The 16281-nt window shown below is 71.1% G+C and carries 17 protein-coding genes and 1 riboswitch; of the genes, 8 read left to right on the top strand and 9 right to left on the bottom strand.

Going from position 1 to position 16281, the window contains the following annotated elements:
- Positions 1–67 precede the first annotated feature (67 nt).
- Positions 68–1204: a CapA family protein gene (locus KOI47_RS08250; RefSeq protein ID WP_232376617.1), complete on the bottom strand. Its 1137-nt coding sequence runs from the start codon at positions 1202–1204 to the stop codon at positions 68–70.
- Positions 1205–1304: 100 nt separating this feature from the next.
- Between KOI47_RS08250 and KOI47_RS08245 the strand changes: the two genes are divergently transcribed.
- The 4 genes from KOI47_RS08245 to KOI47_RS08230 all read left to right on the top strand — a co-directional run bounded on the left by KOI47_RS08245 (position 1305) and on the right by KOI47_RS08230 (position 3133).
- On the top strand, positions 1305–1799 hold the full coding sequence (locus KOI47_RS08245; RefSeq protein ID WP_216215399.1) for a DUF309 domain-containing protein: 495 nt from the start codon (positions 1305–1307) through the stop codon (positions 1797–1799).
- A gap of 80 nt (positions 1800–1879) precedes the next feature.
- Positions 1880–2350, top strand: coding sequence for a hypothetical protein (locus tag KOI47_RS08240; protein ID WP_216215398.1), 471 nt, complete (start codon positions 1880–1882; stop codon positions 2348–2350).
- A gap of 98 nt (positions 2351–2448) precedes the next feature.
- Positions 2449–2640 (top strand): dodecin family protein, encoded by a 192-nt coding sequence (locus tag KOI47_RS08235; protein WP_216215397.1) that lies wholly within the window; start codon positions 2449–2451, stop codon positions 2638–2640.
- 79 nt (positions 2641–2719) lie between these two features.
- On the top strand, positions 2720–3133 hold the full coding sequence (locus KOI47_RS08230; protein WP_216215396.1) for a hypothetical protein: 414 nt from the start codon (positions 2720–2722) through the stop codon (positions 3131–3133).
- On the opposite strand, the gene KOI47_RS08225 is transcribed toward KOI47_RS08230, so the two are convergent.
- The 4 genes from KOI47_RS08225 to KOI47_RS08210 are packed head-to-tail and all read right to left on the bottom strand — an operon-like array spanning position 3123 to position 8042.
- Positions 3123–4640: an ABC transporter ATP-binding protein gene (locus tag KOI47_RS08225; RefSeq protein ID WP_216215395.1), complete on the bottom strand. Its 1518-nt coding sequence runs from the start codon at positions 4638–4640 to the stop codon at positions 3123–3125. The two genes, KOI47_RS08230 and KOI47_RS08225, sit on opposite strands and share 11 nt — an antisense overlap.
- Complete coding sequence (locus tag KOI47_RS08220) at positions 4637–5530, bottom strand: ABC transporter permease (protein ID WP_232376616.1); 894 nt, start codon at positions 5528–5530, stop codon at positions 4637–4639. Before KOI47_RS08220 ends, KOI47_RS08225 begins: the two co-directional genes overlap by 4 nt.
- Positions 5527–6471, bottom strand: coding sequence for an ABC transporter permease (locus KOI47_RS08215; RefSeq protein WP_216215394.1), 945 nt, complete (start codon positions 6469–6471; stop codon positions 5527–5529). The genes KOI47_RS08220 and KOI47_RS08215 overlap by 4 nt, the downstream gene beginning before the upstream one ends.
- Positions 6471–8042, bottom strand: coding sequence for an ABC transporter substrate-binding protein (locus KOI47_RS08210; protein ID WP_216215393.1), 1572 nt, complete (start codon positions 8040–8042; stop codon positions 6471–6473). The genes KOI47_RS08215 and KOI47_RS08210 overlap by 1 nt, the downstream gene beginning before the upstream one ends.
- 29 nt (positions 8043–8071) lie before the next feature.
- Positions 8072–8255, bottom strand: a riboswitch (cobalamin riboswitch).
- A gap of 304 nt (positions 8256–8559) precedes the next feature.
- Between KOI47_RS08210 and KOI47_RS08205 the strand changes: the two genes are divergently transcribed.
- A complete protein-coding gene (locus KOI47_RS08205; protein ID WP_216215392.1) occupies positions 8560–9180 on the top strand; it encodes a DUF742 domain-containing protein in 621 nt (206 codons plus the stop codon).
- Between the two features lie 88 nt (positions 9181–9268).
- Positions 9269–9925, top strand: a complete 657-nt coding sequence (locus KOI47_RS08200; RefSeq protein ID WP_216215391.1) for a phosphoribosyltransferase — start codon at positions 9269–9271, stop codon at positions 9923–9925.
- A gap of 22 nt (positions 9926–9947) precedes the next feature.
- Here the strand turns inward: KOI47_RS08200 and KOI47_RS08195 are convergent, their stop codons facing one another.
- From KOI47_RS08195 to KOI47_RS08180, 4 genes are read right to left on the bottom strand one after another with little or no spacing between them, the layout of a single operon-like run.
- A complete protein-coding gene (locus KOI47_RS08195; RefSeq protein WP_216215390.1) occupies positions 9948–10694 on the bottom strand; it encodes an SDR family oxidoreductase in 747 nt (248 codons plus the stop codon).
- Between the two features lie 2 nt (positions 10695–10696).
- Positions 10697–11077: a hypothetical protein gene (locus KOI47_RS08190; RefSeq protein ID WP_216215389.1), complete on the bottom strand. Its 381-nt coding sequence runs from the start codon at positions 11075–11077 to the stop codon at positions 10697–10699.
- Between the two features lie 15 nt (positions 11078–11092).
- A complete protein-coding gene (locus tag KOI47_RS08185; protein WP_216215388.1) occupies positions 11093–12274 on the bottom strand; it encodes an acyl-CoA dehydrogenase family protein in 1182 nt (393 codons plus the stop codon).
- A 30-nt stretch (positions 12275–12304) separates the two neighbouring features.
- The gene (locus KOI47_RS08180; RefSeq protein WP_216215387.1) at positions 12305–12841 is read right to left on the bottom strand and encodes a flavin reductase family protein; all 537 of its coding nucleotides are present in this window, start codon (positions 12839–12841) and stop codon (positions 12305–12307) included.
- An 82-nt stretch (positions 12842–12923) separates the two neighbouring features.
- Here KOI47_RS08180 and KOI47_RS08175 point away from each other — a divergent pair, with 82 nt between their 5' ends.
- Both KOI47_RS08175 and KOI47_RS08170 read left to right on the top strand, forming a co-directional pair.
- Complete coding sequence (locus tag KOI47_RS08175; RefSeq protein ID WP_216215386.1) at positions 12924–13847, top strand: LysR family transcriptional regulator; 924 nt, start codon at positions 12924–12926, stop codon at positions 13845–13847.
- A 55-nt stretch (positions 13848–13902) separates the two neighbouring features.
- A complete protein-coding gene (locus KOI47_RS08170; RefSeq protein WP_216215385.1) occupies positions 13903–16260 on the top strand; it encodes a CaiB/BaiF CoA-transferase family protein in 2358 nt (785 codons plus the stop codon).
- Positions 16261–16281 lie beyond the last annotated feature (21 nt).

Raw genomic sequence — 16281 nt, 5'->3', positions numbered from 1 at the left:
GACGCTCAGCGTCGCGAACGGCACGTTTGGGACGTCTGACGTCCGGAACGCCACGTTCAGGGATTGGTCAGGAACCGGGGCGGGTGAGGCCGTCCTCCTCGCCGCCGCGGCTCAGCACCACCTCGTCGGTGCGGTCAAGGGCCTCGGTGTGCCGCGGGCTCGGCTCCGCCCTGCTCAGATCGACCAGCCGGATCGGCGGCCCGAGCTCGATCAGGGTGGGCACGTACTCGGCGCCGTCCACCCGCCAGTCACCGTCCTTCCTGGTGAACCGGAACCGCGCCGCGATGCCCTCCTCGGACACACCCCTCGGTTCGGCGTGTTTGGCCACGTGGTTGCCGAGCCCGTAGGCGACCCACTCCCCATCGATCCGCTCGATCGGCTGCACCACGTGCGCGTGATGGCCGAGGATCAGGTCGATCGAGTCCGCACCCAGCAGCCGCTCGGCGAGCCGCCGCTGCTGGGCGGTCGGATCGTGCTGGTACTCGGTGCCCCAGTGCAGGCTGGCGATCACCACCTCTGCCCCGGCGGCACGAGTCGCCTCGGCCTGCGCGATCACCGCCTCCGCGTCCAGCCGGTTGGCCATCCAGGGCTTGCCATCCGGAAGCTCGTAGCCGTTGAAACCGAAGGTGAAGGACACCTGCCCGACCTTGACCCCGTTCACGTCGAGCACCAGCGGGGTGTCCGCCTCCTGCTCGGTGCGGGCGGAGCCGGTGTGCTGGATACCCGCATCGTCCAGCGTGTCCAGGGTGCGCCGCACCCCGTCCTCGCCCTGGTCCAGGGTGTGGTTGGAGGCGGTGGAGCAGGAGTCGTACCCGGTGTCGGCGAGCGCGTCGGCCAGCTCGGGGGGTGCGTTGAAGGACGGGTAGCCGCTGAAGTCGCCGCCGTCCTCGGCCAGCGGTACCTCCAGGTGGCAGATCGCGAGGTCGGCAGCGGACACCACCGGCCGCACGCCTTCGAACAGCGGCCGGTAGTCCCGCTCCAGCCCGGCCTCGGCGTCCCGCTCGGCCTGCTCGGTCAGTGCCGGGTGGATCAGCACGTCACCGGTGGCCAGCACGGTGAACGAGTCGGCGGGCCCGGTGGACCCGGTGGACGGGGCCGCCTGCTCGGACGGTTCGTTCCGCTCCGCCGCGGGCTCGGGGGCGCCGGTACAGGCGGCGGCGCTGAGCAGGGTCACGCCGAGTACGGCGGCGAGGGGACGCCTCACGTCATCTCCCAGGGGTCTGGACCGGTTCGGGTTCGCGCCACATGTTCCACCATCGGGTGATGCACAGGGACACCCCCGGTGGCGTGGGAGGATCGGAGCCGTGCCTAGGAACCGGGATCGAGACGAGGAGGGCCGGGCGCGGAACGCCAGGCCGCGGGACGGCCTCGGCAGGCCGTTGCCCTATGACGCGGCCGGGGTCGAGCGGCAGCCGGAGGGGATCGAGCGCTCCCCCGCGGACACCGTGGCCGAGGCGCAGCGCCTGCTGAACGACGGCAAGCCCTTCCACGCGCACGAGGTGTTCGAGGACGCGTGGAAGTCGGGGCCCGCACGCGAGGAGGGCCTGTGGCGGGGGCTGGCCCAGCTGGCCGTCGGCGTCACCCACGCGGCGCGCGGCAACACCACCGGCGCCGCCTCGCTGCTGCGCAGGGGCGCGGACAACATCGAGCCGTTCGCGCCGGAGGCGTCCTACGGTATCGACGTCGCCGGGCTGTGCGGCTGGGCCCGCGCGCTCGCCGGAGACATCGACGCGGGCAGGCAGCCAGCCTCGGCGGCCGCGATGGCACCCGACCTGCGCGCCGCCAACCCCATCGAGTGACACCCGAACGGCGGAGTCATCGTCACTGGTTCGGGGCATGAACGGGGTTCGCCGGCCACCCCCGGTGCTGCACTGAGGTGATGGACACCTCAGACCGAACCCCCAAAGTACGCATGCTCACGGCACTCGTCGCCACCGTGCTCGGGTGCGCCCTCCTCACCGCGACGCCGCCCGCCATGGCGTCGCAGGCCGGATCCGCTCCGGCCCAGCACGCCGACCAGTTCGCCCCCAAGCAGAAGGTGAAGATCAAGGCCAAGGTCGACAAGAAGAAGGTCAAGGCCAACGGCAAGGTCCGGATCGACGGCCGGTTCGAACTCGAGAAGGGTGGCCGCGGCCAGGACGCGCTCGGCAGCGGGGCCACCAAGGTCTACCTGCAACAGCAGCTGTCCACCGGGCTCTGGGTGGACCTGCGCACCGCACCCTGTCTGCCGCACGGCACCTTCCGGTTCAACCTGAAGGTCTCCACCACGCTGACCGTCCGTGTCTACCACCCGGAGACCACCATCTACACCTCGGCGTCCTCGGAGCTGTTCACCATCATCGCGCTGTGAGCCACGGCCGGTTTGCCAGGACGGGGTGTGAGGTACCCACTACCCGTCCTGGCAACCGACCGGCGGAGGAGTTGACTGGAATGTCCTCAGTGGCACGGGTGACCGAGATCAGCGCGATTTCCGAGCAGAGCTTCGAGGAAGCGATCAAGATAGGGGTGAAGCGGGCGTCGGAAACCCTGCGTGGCCTGAAATCCGCCTGGGTGAAGGAACAGGAAGTCCAGATCGGCGAGAACGGCAGCGTCACCGGCTACAAAGTGCATCTGCTGGTGACCTTCGCGCTGGACAGCTGATCCCGGCCGGAGTCGGCCGGTAACCGAACGACTCCTGGATGCGACAATCCGGTTGGCGGACGATCGGAGGGAGCGCATCATGACCCGGTTGACTCTCCTGATCGCCGTCGCGGCGGCGGTGGTCTTCGGCTGCGCCTCCAGCCAGGCGCCGCCAGGATCGCCACCGCCCGCGCCGGATCCCGCGGTGGCCGCGGCCGGGCCGCACACCATTCACGTCACCGCCTCCGGCCCGTACGACACCGTGATGCGGGTCGCGAGGGCGGGCACCCAGACCCAGGTCGAGCTGCAGGGCGAGCCCTTCGAGTACGAGTTCACCGAGGAGAGCGACCGGCTCGGCGAGCTGGGTATCGCGGTGTACGCCCGCAGCGCCACACCCGGCGTGGTGCACTGCGCGATCACGGTGGACGGCGAGGTGGTTGCCGAGCAGTCCGTGCGCAGGCCCGGTGCGGACGGTTTCGCCACGGTGGGCTGCACGATCCCGATCAGCGCGTGAGTTCCGGGGTCCGGGAACGAGCACCGAGCTCCAGCGTTCTGTCCACATAGGTCGCCAGCCGGGCAAGGTCGTGACTGACCACGGCCAGCGCGGTCCCGTTGTCCGCCGCCGCGCGCAGTAGTACGGCGATGTCCGCGGCGGTGGTGCTGTCCAGGCTGGCGGTCGGCTCGTCCGCGACGATCAGTGCGGGCTCGGCGATCAACGCCCGTACCAGCGCCACCCGCTGCGCCTGCCCGACCGAAAGCTGCCCCGGCAGCGCGGTCACGTCCAGCTCACCGAGCCCGACCGGCTCGAGTGCCTCCCTGGCCCGCCGCTTGCGCTCCGCGACCGGCAGCGGGCCATGGGCGAGCACCAGCGGTTCGGTGATCGACCGCCACAGCGCCCAGCGCCGGTCCAGGCTGCCCCGCGGGTCCTGGAACACCGGCATCACATAACCGGGCCGGGGCAGCACCGGCCGGGAGCGGCGGCCGGGCCAGGCCTCGGTGCCGTCGAACCGCACACTGCCCCCGTCCGGCCGCTCCATCCCGCCGATCAGCCGCAGCAGGGTGGACTTGCCCGAGCCGGAAGGGCCGACCACGCCCAGGATCTCCCCGGCCGCGATCTCGGCCGAGACGCCGTCCACCGCGCGCACCCGCCCCCGGCCCCGGCCATAGTGCCTGCGCACCTCGCGCACGGCCACCACGGCCGCACCGTCCACCCCCGCTTCGGCGGGCCCAGCGGGCCCCGCCTGCTGGGCCGGGGCGGCAGGCCGGTCGAGAGACCCGGGTGCCGCGGCCACCAGCCTGCGGGCCGGTGCGCTGCGCGGGGTGGCCAGCACCCGCTCGGCAGGGCCCTCCTCGACCACCTCGCCCTCGTGCAGCACCACCACCCGGTCGGCGAACTCGGCCACCAGCCGCAGGTCGTGGCTGACCAGCAGCAGGGACCGGCTGGCCCCGCGCAGCGTGCGCAGCGCGTCCCTTGCCAGGTCCGCATCCAGCGCGCTGGTCGGCTCGTCGGCGATGGTCAGCGGCGGTGAGTGCACGGTGGCCGCGGCGACCGTGGCCCGCTGCAGCATGCCGCCGGAGAACTGGTGCGGGTAGTCCCGTGACCGTGCCGCGGGGTCCGGGATGCCCAGTGCCCCGAGCCGGTCGGCGACCTCGCCGCGGCCCGGCCGCATGCCGTGCGCCAGCCACGCCTCAGCGACATGGTGCCCGACCGTCCGAAGTGGATCGCAGGCGGCGTACGGGTCCTGCCCGACATAACCTGCCACCCGCCCGCGCAGCGCACGCAGCTCGTCCCTGGCGGCGCAGCGCACCTCGCGCCCGGCCACCGAGACCGCACCCGCGACGCCAGCCCGTGGCGGCAGCAGGCCCAGCACGGCACGGACCAGAGTGGTCTTCCCGCAGCCGGACTCGCCGACAAGGCCAACGCACTCCCCCTGCTCCACCCGCAGGTCCACCTCGCGCAGCGCGGTGGTGCCGCCCGCGTACCGCACCGAGAGCCCGCGGATGTCCAGCGCCGCCGTCATGAGCGCCCCGCAGGATCGGTGCAGTCCCGCAGCGCGTCGCTGATCAGCGTGGCGCCCGCGATGCACAGCACGATGCCGAGGCCGGGGCCGATCAGCAGCCAGGGCGCCACCGCGTAGCTCGCCCTGCTCTCCGCGATCATGTTGCCCCACTCCGTGGCAGGAGGCTGGGCGCCGAGGCCGAGGAAGGAAAGGCTCGCCAGGAACAGCACGATCTCCCCGAGGTTCAGCGTGGCCGCGATCAGCACCTGCACCAGCGTCCCCGGCAACACATGGCCCACCGCTGCCCGCAGCGGCCCGGCGCCCGCCATCCTGGCCGCGATCACCTCCGGTCGCCGGGCGCTGCCGAGGGTGTGCGCGCGGGCCAGCTTCGCCAGCCGGGCCCACTCGGTGAGGCACATGGCAAGGATCAGCGTGCCGAACCCCGGCCCGAGTGCCCCGATCACGGCCAGGCTGAGCACCAGCGAGGGCAACCCGAGCAGGATGTCGACAAAGCGGTTGAGCAGCACGTCGAACACCCCGCCGAGCAGCCCGGCCGCCGCGCCGAGCAGCAGGCCGACCAGGGTGCTGATGGTGAACACCAGCAATGCCGCGCCGAGCGAGTTGTACGCCCCGGCCACGGTGCGGGCAAAGGAGTCCCGCCCGGCGCTGTCGGTGCCGAGCCAGTGCTCCCAGCTCGGCGCGGCGAGCTGGTTGGCATAGTCGGTGGCCTCCGGGTCCTTGATCAGCAGCGGTCCGAGGGTGGCCAGCAGTACGACCACGGCAAGGCAGCCCAGCCCGGCCTGGAACGCGCGGTGCGCCAGCAACCTGCGCCCCAGCCCCTGCGGCACCGCCACCGGCTGCGGCGCCGGGCCGAGCCCGGTCATCCTGGCGATCGTGGCCGGCAGGCTCATCGGCTGCTCCCCGCGCCGCGCAGCCGCGGGTCCAGCGCCCGCAGCAGCAGGTCGACCACCAGGCTGACCAGTACGAAGGCGGCCACCGCGAGCAGCGCGAACCCGGCGACCGCCGGCATGTCCCGCGCGTGGATGGACTCGATCACGTAGCCGCCGAGGCCGGGCCAGGTGAACACGGCCTCCACGATCGGCGCCCCGCCGAGGAAGTACGCGGCACTGACCCCCACCATGGTGAGGAACGGCGGCAGCGAGTTCGGCAGCAGGTGCACGAACAGCTGGCGCAACCTTCCGGCGCCACGGGCGGCGCTCACGTCCAGATACGGCGCGGCCCTTGCCTCCAGAACGCTCGCCCGCAGTACCCGCGACCAGGAACCTGCCGAGAGCAGGGCCAGGGTGAAGGCCGGCAGCCCGACCGTGGCCAGGGTGCCGTCGCTGATCACCCGGCCCATGCCGAGCCGGATGACCACCACGTCCAGCAGCAGCACACCGATCAGGAAACCGGGCACGGCCACCATGGCCAGCGCGACGGTCCGGCTCATCGTGTCCGGCCACCGGCGCGGGGCCGCCGCGGCGACCAGGCCGAGCACCAGTGCGATGCCGATGGCGAACACCAGCGCCACCCCGGCGAGCAGCAGGGTGGCAGGCAGCCGGGTGGCGAACTCCTCGACCACCGGGCGCCCGGTGCGCCAGGAGACACCGAGGTCGCCCTGCACCGCCCCGAGCAGCCACTGCCCGAACCGGGCCGGCAGGGGCTCGTCCAGGCCGAGTTCGGCGCGGGTTGCCGCGAGCAGCGCCGGGTCGGGATCGGTGATCCGGCGCGCGGCCAGCACGTGCGTCGCGGGATCGCCGGGGGTCAGATTCAGCAGCGCCCAGATCGCGACGCTCCCGCCGAACAGCGTGACCAGCGCCTGCGCCGTCCGGCTCGCGAACGAGGCCAGCATCAGCCGGTGGGTGCCGTGCGCGCGTCCACCCAGAGCAGCATCGGGTTGGGCTCGTAGTCCTTCATCCGCGGCCCGCCCACCGCGTTCGGCAGCCGCATCCCGAGGTAGACCACGTGCGCCCGGTCGCTGATCCGGCGCTGGATCGAGCGCAGCAGCTCGTGCCGCCGCTGCTCGTCGAACTCCACGCTGACCTTCTCGATCATCGCGTCCAGCTCGGGATCGGCGACCCCGCCGCGGTTCTTCGGCGAGCCCGTCAGGTAGTAGTCCCGCAGGCGGATGATCGGGTCCCCGGAGAAGGAGAGCATCTCGGCGCCGGAGAGGCCCGCCTGCCAGCTGTCGGTCTCGTTCAGGGTGGCGGTGATGTCCGGCACCGAGCGCAGGGTGACCTGCACGCCGATGGCCTTCAGCTGGGATTGCACCGCGACCGCGAGGGTCTCCGAGTCCGGCTGCTGCGGGTAGGTGACCACCTCGAAGGTCAGCGGCTTGCCGTCCTTGACCCGCATGCCGTCCGGCCCGGCGACCCAGCCCGCCTCGTCCAGGGTTGCCCTGGCCGCGGCGAGATCGGTCTGCTGGGTCCGCACCGCGTACGGCATGGCCTCGCCGTAGATGCCGGTGGCGGGCTGGTACAGCCCGTTCATCACCTCATCGGCGATCTGCCGGTAGTCCACGGCCTGCTGCACGGCCTTGCGCACGGCACGGTCGTCGAAGGGCGCGCGGCGCTGGTTGAAGTACAGCGCGAAGGTCGGGCTGCGCGGGGTGCCGGTGAGGTAGTGGGCGTCGCCACCGCCCTGCAGGGTCTTGCCCATCGCCGTCGGCGGGTAGAGCGCCAGGTCGGCCTCGCCGTTACGCACCGCGAGCAGGCGGGCCTGCGCGTCCTCGATGAACCGGACCGAGTAGTCCTCAAGCGCTGGTTCGCCGTCCCAGTAATCGGGGTTGGGCTCCAGCTTCATCACCTCGCTGTCCAGGCCGCGCACCACGTACGGGCCGGTGTAGAGCCCGGCATCGAGCAGTGCCGCCGGGTCCCCCTTGGCCCGCTCGTAGGCCGCCTGGTCGTACACCTTGAACATGGACTCCTCGGCCAGGATGTTCGGCATGTTCGGAGTCGGCTCGGCAGTGGTGATCGACACCCGCAGCGGGCCGGTGGCCTGCACCGTGGTCCCCGGCAACGCGGCGGCCAGCGAAGGGTTCTCGGCCAGCTGGTAGCGCATGCAGGCCACCAGCGCCTCGGCGTCCAGGGCGGTGCCGCTGTGGAAGGTGATGCCCTCGTTCAGGGTGAGTTCCCAGGTCGTGGGCGAGGTGTTGCGCAGGTCGGAGGCCAGCCACGGGTCCGGCTTGCCGTCGAAGGTGGGCCGCAGCAGCAGCTCGGAGTAGCCGAACTCGTTGCCCCAGAAGCCGTTCTCCAGCGGGTCGAGGTCGGCGATGTCGAAGCTGGTGGTGATGGTCAGCGAGGACGGGCCCGCCGCATCGCCGGATTCACCGGTGGTCGCGCAGCCGGTGACCGCGAGCATCATGGCCAGCACCGCGGCGACCAACGGTCGGACGGCCCTGGCAGCGGGCAGGCAGGGGGTCATTCGGTGGGCCTCCAGCACCTCGTGGATGACGTGTCCGTGCTGCCGTGGCCGGTCTCCTGGCTGACGAGTCGGCGCCACCGTTCCCCTTCCCGGGCACAGCTGGCCCAGTGGGTCCCGCGATCGGCGGGTCGAACGGCGACTTCTCGATCACAGTGGCGAGGGCCGCGCCGGTCTCGCACCGGCTTCCCGTACACCACGGCTGGCTCAAGCTAACCGAACGCTACCGGGGAGGCAACGTGACCAACGACGCCCGCCGACCCCGGTGCACGATTTTCCGCGAGGCAATCACGCCGGTCAGAGATTCCCCTTGTCGCTGATAGCGCCGGGGGTGACACCGCGAGTCACCAGATCAACGCGATTAATCGGGAAGGCCAGCAGATCTGGTCATAATTCGCCGAACTGGCCCTTGTGATCAGGACCGCGGACACATACCGTCGCGCCAGTTGGGCAGGTACGGACGGTGGGGCGGTACACCGGTGAGGGGCGGATGACGTAGAGTGTCACCTCCGGAGCACGCATGAGCACGCACAAGCGGAAGAGCGCCCTCTTCCGGCCACTCTCCTTCGACGGCTGGGGCGATTACCAGCAGTGGGCGGAGCACGATTTCCAGCCGCGTGAGCCCGAGGACGAGCCAGCCCCCGACGAACCGGAGACCGCCCGCGAACCGCAGCCCCGGACGGCGACAGCCACCGTCCCCACCGAACGGAGCTCGAGTCCCCCTCCCCCGTGGCCGGAGTCTGATGTGGACAGTCAAGCACCAGAACCGGAGGAGGTCGAGGAGGACCACGACTTCATCCGGGCCCGCCCCTATGTGCGCACCGGTGGCCGCGCGAAGGCCAGCTACGACCTGCGGCTGGAGACGATGGTGTCCTCCACCAGGCTGCACGAGTCACCACGCGCGATGCATCAGCCGATGACGGCCGACCACCGGACGATCTGCACGCTGTGCGGGCATCCGCAGTCCGTCGCGGAGATCGCAGCCCGGATCAAGGCCCCGCTCGGCGTCGCCAGGATCCTGATCAGCGACGCCATCGACATGGGGCTGCTGATGATCCACGAGAACGCGCCGATGGCCAACGGCCGCCCGCCGCTCGAGCTGCTCAAACGGGTGCACGACGGGCTGCTGCGTCTCGCCTGAGCGAGCCACGCCGCCGCTGTCGGGGCTATCCTGACCAGGAGGATTGCCACTCGCCGCCGGTGGGTATCTCGCAGGGCAGGAGGCGATCATGTCACGTACCGCAGCAAGCCACGGCACGTTCGCCGACCGGCACCAGGCCGGGCGCCGCCTCGCCGCGCTGCTGGCCGAGCGATCCTGGTCCGACCCGCTGGTGCTCGGCCTGGCCAGGGGCGGGGTACCGGTCGCCGCGGTGGTCGCCGCGGAGCTGGGCGCGGCCCTGGACGTGGCGGTGGCCAGGAAGATCGGTGCGCCGGGGCGGCCGGAGCTCGGGGTGGGCGCGGTGACCGCGTCCGGGCCCGCGTACTTCGACCCCGGTTCGCTGCGCAAGCTCGGGCTCACCGCGGACGAACTGGCGGATACCTGCGCCGAGGAGCGCGCCGAGGCACGCAGGCGGGTCGAGCGTTACCAGCGCGGCAGGCAGCCGCATTACCGCGAGGGCCGGGATGTGATCGTGGTGGACGACGGGCTGGCCACCGGGGTCACCGCCACCGCCGCACTACGGGCGGTCCGCGCGGACCGCCCGCGCCGGCTGGTGTTCGCCGCCCCGGTGTGCGCTCCGGGATCCCCTGAGCAGCTGCGCGGGGACGCCGACGAGGTCATCTGCGTCACGGAGCCGGAGGACTTCGTCGCGGTCGGCCAGTGGTACCGCGACTTCCGGCAGACCACCGACGACGAGGTGGTCGACCTCCTCGAAGCCACCACCTGACCCTGCCCGCCACTCACAGCGGTCAGCGCATGAAGGTGCCGCCGTTGATGTCCACCGTGGTACCGGTCAGGTAGCCGGAGCGTTCGCCGCACAGGTGGGCCACCAGCGCGGCCACCTCCTCGGCTGTACCCAGCCTGCCGACCGGGATGGTGGCCGCCGCGCGCTCCAGCTCGGCCTCGTCCATATCGTCCATCACCGGGGTGCGCACGGCGGCCGGAGCCACCGCGTTCACCGTCACGCCGGAGGCCGCGAGGTCCCGCGCGAAGATCTTGGTCAGCACCAGCACACCCGCCTTGGCCGCCGCGTAGTGCGCCCCGGCGACCAGCCCGCCCTGCTGCCCGGCCAGCGAAGCCATGTTCACGATCCGGCCCCAGCCGCGCTCGCGCATCGCGGGGGCGCAGCGCCGGGTGGCGATCAGCACGCTGCGCAGGTTGGTGCCGAGCACCGCGTCCCACTCCTCGAGCTCGATCTCCCACACCGATCCGGCCGCGGTTCGCGCGGCGTTGTTCACCAGGATGTCCGGCGCGTGCCAGCGGTCCTCGACCTCGGCGACCGCGGCGTCGAAAGCCGCCTGCTCGTTCACATCCGCGGACACCGCGAGCGTCGTGCCCGCGCCGGGGTCCAGCCGCGCGGCCAGCCGCTCCGCGCCCGCCCGGTCCAGGTCGAGCAGGGCCACCCGTGCGCCGCCCGCATGCAGCTCCCGCGCGATCGCGGCACCGAGGCCGCGGGCCGCCCCGGTGACCAGCGCGACCCGGTCCCGTTCCGGCATGGTCACTCGTTCCCGAAGAACAGCGGCCTGCCGATGCGGGCCTCGATCTTGAGGTACTTCCACAGCTTCGCCGGGCCGACCTCGGTACTGCGCACGATGTCGCAGACCTTGGTCGCCACCTCGTACCCCGGCACATCGGCCAGGATGTAGGCGGTCCACGGGTAGCCGTCCGCGGGCCCGACGACCAGCTCGTCGTCGTCCATGGTGCCGAGCACGGTCACCCCGAACCGGCCATGCAGGTCGGCGAAGGCCTCGTTGATCGTGGTGAACACGGCCTTGCGCTCCTTCTCCTCGGCGGCGAAGAAAGCATCCCGCACCCCGATGCAGAACAGCACCCGCAACGATCCGCCCGCGGTGTCGCGATAGGTTTCGGCTACCGACATTCGGTTCCTCCCTGGTCAGGTCGACGGCGCCAGCTCGACGTCGAGCGCGGTCGCGCCGATCAGTTCCTTCGCGGCGTAGTTGGCGAACGGCATGAACAGGCCGGCCTGCACATCCCGCCACATCCGCTCGAAGGGCAGCTTCCGCACGTAGGAAGCCCCGCCGACGGCGTCCACCAGCTTGCGGAAGATCTCGGTGGCGTTGTTGGTGCACACGTACTTCACCAGCGCACACCTGGACAGTCCTTCTTGGACGGTCAGTTCCTCGATGGCGCGGCGGGAGCCGAACTCGTCGGCGTGCCGGTACAGTACCGAACGCGAGCTCTCCAGCAGGATCTCGCACTCGGCCACGGTGTCCTGCACCCGCGCGGAGCTGGCGAGCCCGCGCCGGATCAGCTGCCGCTTCGCCCAGTCGAGCGCTCCCGCAGCGACTCCACTGTAGACAGCTCCGAAGGCCGGCATGGCCCAGGCGAACACGGTCTCCATCACGCGAGCGTCCAGGTGCCCGACCGGAAGGCTGTGCACCAGCGACTCCTCCGGCACGAACAGGTCCTTGTACTCCACGTCGTTGCTCTGGGTCGCGCGCATGCCCATCATGTCCCAGGTCTGGTGAATGGTCACCGCGGGATCGTCAAGAGCCACCCGGAACAGCATCAGCCGCGGCCCGAGCTCGGGATCCTCGTAGCGCGCCGTGGTGGAGCAGTGCGTGGCCACCGAGGTGTTGGTTCCGAAGTTCTTCCTGCCGTTCAGCAGGTAACCGCCCGCCACCTTGGTCGCCGTGGTGCGTGCGTCGGTCATCAGGTTCGGGGTGCCGATCTCGCTGGTCACCGCGGCCCAGACGAGCTTGTCCTCGGCCGCGAGCCGGAGGAACTCGGCCAGCCGCTCGTCCCCGGTGCGTCGCCAGACCGAGGACCACTGGCCCAGCGGGGAGATGTGCATGTTCACCGCCAGCGCGGTGGCCCCGTCCCCCATCGCCAGCCGCTCGATGGCGGGCAGGATGTCGGCCATCCCGCCGCCGAGCCCGCCGAGCTCCTCCGGCAGTGAGATCCGCAGGAACCCCGCCGCGCGCATGTCCTCGTAGTTCTCGTGCGGGAAACTGTTGTCCCGGTCGTGTTCGGCGGCCCGCTCGGCGAACCGGTCGGCCAGCTCCGCCGCCATGTCCACGAACTCCCGCTGGCGGTCGGTCAGGCATCGCTTCACGCGGCCCTCCTGGTATCTACTGGTAAGTCTCTACTGGTGAGTCCCGCCCCTTGGCCCGTAGGCGCGAGCGCGGTAGGTGAGGTCGGCCAGGTCGTCTTCCTCCCGCGCGACGGCGGCGACCACCCGTCCGAAGACCACGACATGCGTTCCGACCAGCGTGGACTCGCTGACCTCACAGTCGAAGACCGCGGGAGCCTGCGGCAGCACCGGCGATCCGGTGCGCAGCGCGCGCCACTCGGCGCCGAACTGGTACCGGGACTCGGTCCGGCCTGCGAAGTCGTCGGCCAGCCCGCGCATGTCCGCACCGAGCACGTTCACCGCGAAGCACCCGTTGACCGCGACCGCATCGCTGACCGGCGTGTGCCGGTACAGGCAGGCCAGCAGCACCGGCGGGTCCGCGCACACCGAACTGACCGCGCTCACCGTCTGCCCGAACCGGCCGGCGGGACCGTTCGTCGCGAGGATGGTGACCGAGGTGGTCATCAGGGACATCGCCGCCACGTAGTCGGATCGCAGGCTCGAGCTCCCCTTCTGCGGCAGCTCGATCCGCGGCACGCTCGCGCTCATCGGGAAGAATCTTGACCGGATCGCTACCCGCAATCAAGAAGTACTTATTGTTGAACTAGATCGCGAAACGTAATGTAGCCGCATGACCGGCAGGCCCGCCTTCAGCCTTGTCCAGCTCGAGTACTTCGTCGCCGCCGCCGAGGCCGGCACCATGTCGCTCGCCGCGGAGCGCCTGCACACTACCCAGTCGGCGCTGTCCTCGGCGATCATCCGGCTGGAGCGGCAGCTCGGCTGCCAGCTGTTCGTCCGGCACCACGCCAGGGGCATCTCGCTCACCTCGGCAGGCAGGCCGCTGCTGGCCAGTGCCCGCGCCGTGCTGCGGCAGGTGGACGACCTGGTTGGCGACAGCCGCACGTTGCAGGAGGAGATCAGCGGGACGCTGGACATCGGCTGTTTCGTCACCCTGGTGCCGTTCCTCATCCCGCCCGCGCTGCGCAGGCTGCGCGAGCAGCATCCGGAACTCACGGTGCGGGTACAGGAGGCCGATACCGGCCAGCTGTTCGACAGCCTGCGCGAGGGCCTTTCCGAGCTGGTGCTCTGCTACGACATCGGGCTGTCCGACGACCTGGAGTTCGAGCCGCTGGCCGAGCTGCGGCCGTACGCGCTGGTCTCCGCGGACGACCCGCTGGCCAGCGCGGACTCGGCCACGCTTGCCGAGCTGGCCCGCCGCCCGCTGGTACTGCTCGACCTGGTGGAACCGGGACAGTTCGTGCGCAACCTGCTCGGCGAGGTGCTGCCAGGAATCCCGGGCATCGTGCCGACCACCAGCTTCGAGGGGATGCGGGCGCTGGTGGCAGCCGGGATGGGCTTCACCATCCTGAACCAGCGGGTGGCCACGCAGGTCACCTACGACGGCGGCCAGGTGCATCCGCTGGAGATCGAGGACGACATCCCGAGCATCCGGATCGGCGTGGTCACGGCGCGAGCGAACCGGCCGACCCGCCGGGCCCAGACCTTCGTCGAGACCCTGCGCGGGCTGCGCCAGGGTCCGCCCAGCGGACCGTGAAGCTTTTCCAGGTCAGGCAGGCTCTTTACGTTCTCCGACACGGAGTGGAGGAAACGTGACCGAGCCCAGTGTTCGTGTCGTCGAGCTGTCCAGCCCGTTCACCCGGTTCGCGGGGCGACTGCTCGTCGGTCTCGGCCACGAGGTCGTGCTGGTGGAACCGCCGCAGGGCGATCCGGCCAGGTACGAGCTCGACGGCCTCGCGTTCGCGCATTGGCATGCGGGTAAGCGGACCCGCCCGATCGACCTCACCACCACGCGGGGTCGGGTGGAGCTGGCCGAACTGCTCGCAGGGGCGGACGTGCTGCTCGACGGCAGCCCGGCGGATGCCGAGGTCGTCGGTGAGTTCCCGGTGCCGCGGCATCCCACGCTGGTGCACCTGCGGGTTACCCCGTTCGGCACCGACGGTCCGCGCCGCGACTGGGCGGGCACCGACCTGGTGGTGGCCGCGCTCGGTGGGATGCTGGCCCAGGTCGGTGATCCGGAGGGACCACCACTGAACCTGCCGCAAGGGCAGGCCGAGCAGCTCGCCGGTGTCAATGCCGCCATCGGTGCGCTGCTCGGGCTCCGTGCCCGCAGGCGCACCGGGCAGGGCCAGCGGATCGAGGTGTCCGCACTGGAGAGTGTGGCCGCGAGCCTGGAGGCGGGCGCGCTGGTCTACCTGCACGAGGACCGGGTGGCGCCGCGGCCGGGCCGGGTGCACCCGCTGGTGCCGCACGGCCTTTTCCGCGCCGCCGACGGGCACCTCGGCGGCGGACTCGGTGGTAATCCCCGAATGTGGGACGACCTGCTGGCCTGGCTGATCGAGGCGGGCGCGCAGGCCGACCTGGACGATCCACGCTGGAACGAAGGGGAAACTCGACAGCGGCAGCAGGCGCACATCTTCAAAGTGGTGCAGGACTATGCCGCCAAATGGCCGAAGGCCGAGTTCGCCCAAGAGGCACAGGCGCGAAAACTGCCCTGGGCGGCGGTGGACCGACCGCCCGAGTTGCTGGAGAATCCACAGTTGCTCGGTCGTGGCTTCTTCGTCGACGTGCGAGCACAGAACGGAAAGACGCGAAAGGATCTCGGCTTTCCGTTCGCCTTCCCGGAGGGTCGTCGGAGCACCGAGCTCGCCGCGCCCGAGCTCGGTGCTCCGGCGGCTGATTGGCAGTCGCCCAGCCGTTTTCTGCCCGGGGAGGCACCCGGCGTGTCCGGTCCCGCACTCACCGGAGTCCGGGTTCTCGATCTCAGTTGGGTGCTCGCGGGTCCATATTGCACCCGGATACTCGCTGACCACGGGGCCGAAGTGATCAAGGTGGAATCCGCGAGCAGACCGGATCCGACCCGCTTCGCTCCGTTCATGCACCTGTCCCGCGGCCCGCACGACGACCCGGACACCAGCGGCTATTTCAACAACGTCAACCGGAACAAGCGCAGCATCACCCTGGACCTGCGCACCGAGGACGGCCTCGCGGTGTTGCGCAAGCTGATCGCGGCCAGCGACGTGGTCGTGGAGAACTTCAGCGCCAAGGTCATGCGTAAGCTGGGCCTGGACTACGCGGCCATGCGCGAGCTACGGGACGACGTCATCTACGTGAGCATGTCGGGGATGGGCCATACCGGCCCGCGCAGCGGTTGGGTGTCCTATGCGGACACCATCTCGGCCAGCGCGGGCCTGACCGGGCTGACTGGCTGGGGTCCGGACGAGGTGGTCGGGGTCATCTACGGGCATGGGGACATCGTCGCCGGGCTGGAGGCCGCGCTCGCCACGATGGCCGCGCTGGAGTACCGCGCGGACACCGGTCGGGGCCAGCATGTCGACTTGTCCCAGCTGGAGGCACTCGCCGCGCATATGGGCACCAGCCTGCTGGAATGGACCGCGCTCGGCAGGGATGACGGCCCGCGCGGCAACACCCATCCACAGTGGACACCGCATGGGGTGTACCAGTGCCTCGGCAGGGACCGGTGGTGCGCCATCGCGGTCCGCTCGGACGCCGAGTGGGCCGCGCTGTGCGAGGTGCTCGACAGGGCGGACCTTGGCGCCGATCCGGAACTGGCCGATGCCGCCGGGCGCAGGGCGCATGCCGACCTCGTGGACAAGGCAATCGGCGAGTGGACCCGCAGCCTCCCGGCGAGTTGGGTGGCAGAGGTGTTGCAGGACAACGGGATCCCTGCGGGGGTGGTGCAGGACGGCCGGGACCTGGTTGAGCACGACCCGCAGTTGCGGGCGCGGGGCTTCTACGTCCACGCCGAGCACCCGGCCGCGGGTGCGTTCCTGCACGAGGGCCTGACCGTACAGCTGGCCGACACCCCGGGCGGCGTGCGCAGCCCCGCGCCGTTGCTCGGCGCCGATACCGACGCCGTGCTGCGGGAGGTACTCGGTATGACCGCGAAGGACATCGAGCGGCTGCGGGCAGCTCGGGCGCTCGACTAACCAGACCGGAGAAATGGAGGC

Origin of the sequence: Amycolatopsis aidingensis, assembly GCF_018885265.1 — a bacterium.
GTDB classification, from domain to species: domain Bacteria; phylum Actinomycetota; class Actinomycetes; order Mycobacteriales; family Pseudonocardiaceae; genus Amycolatopsis; species Amycolatopsis aidingensis.
This window is presented reverse-complemented; position numbering and strand designations above follow the sequence as displayed.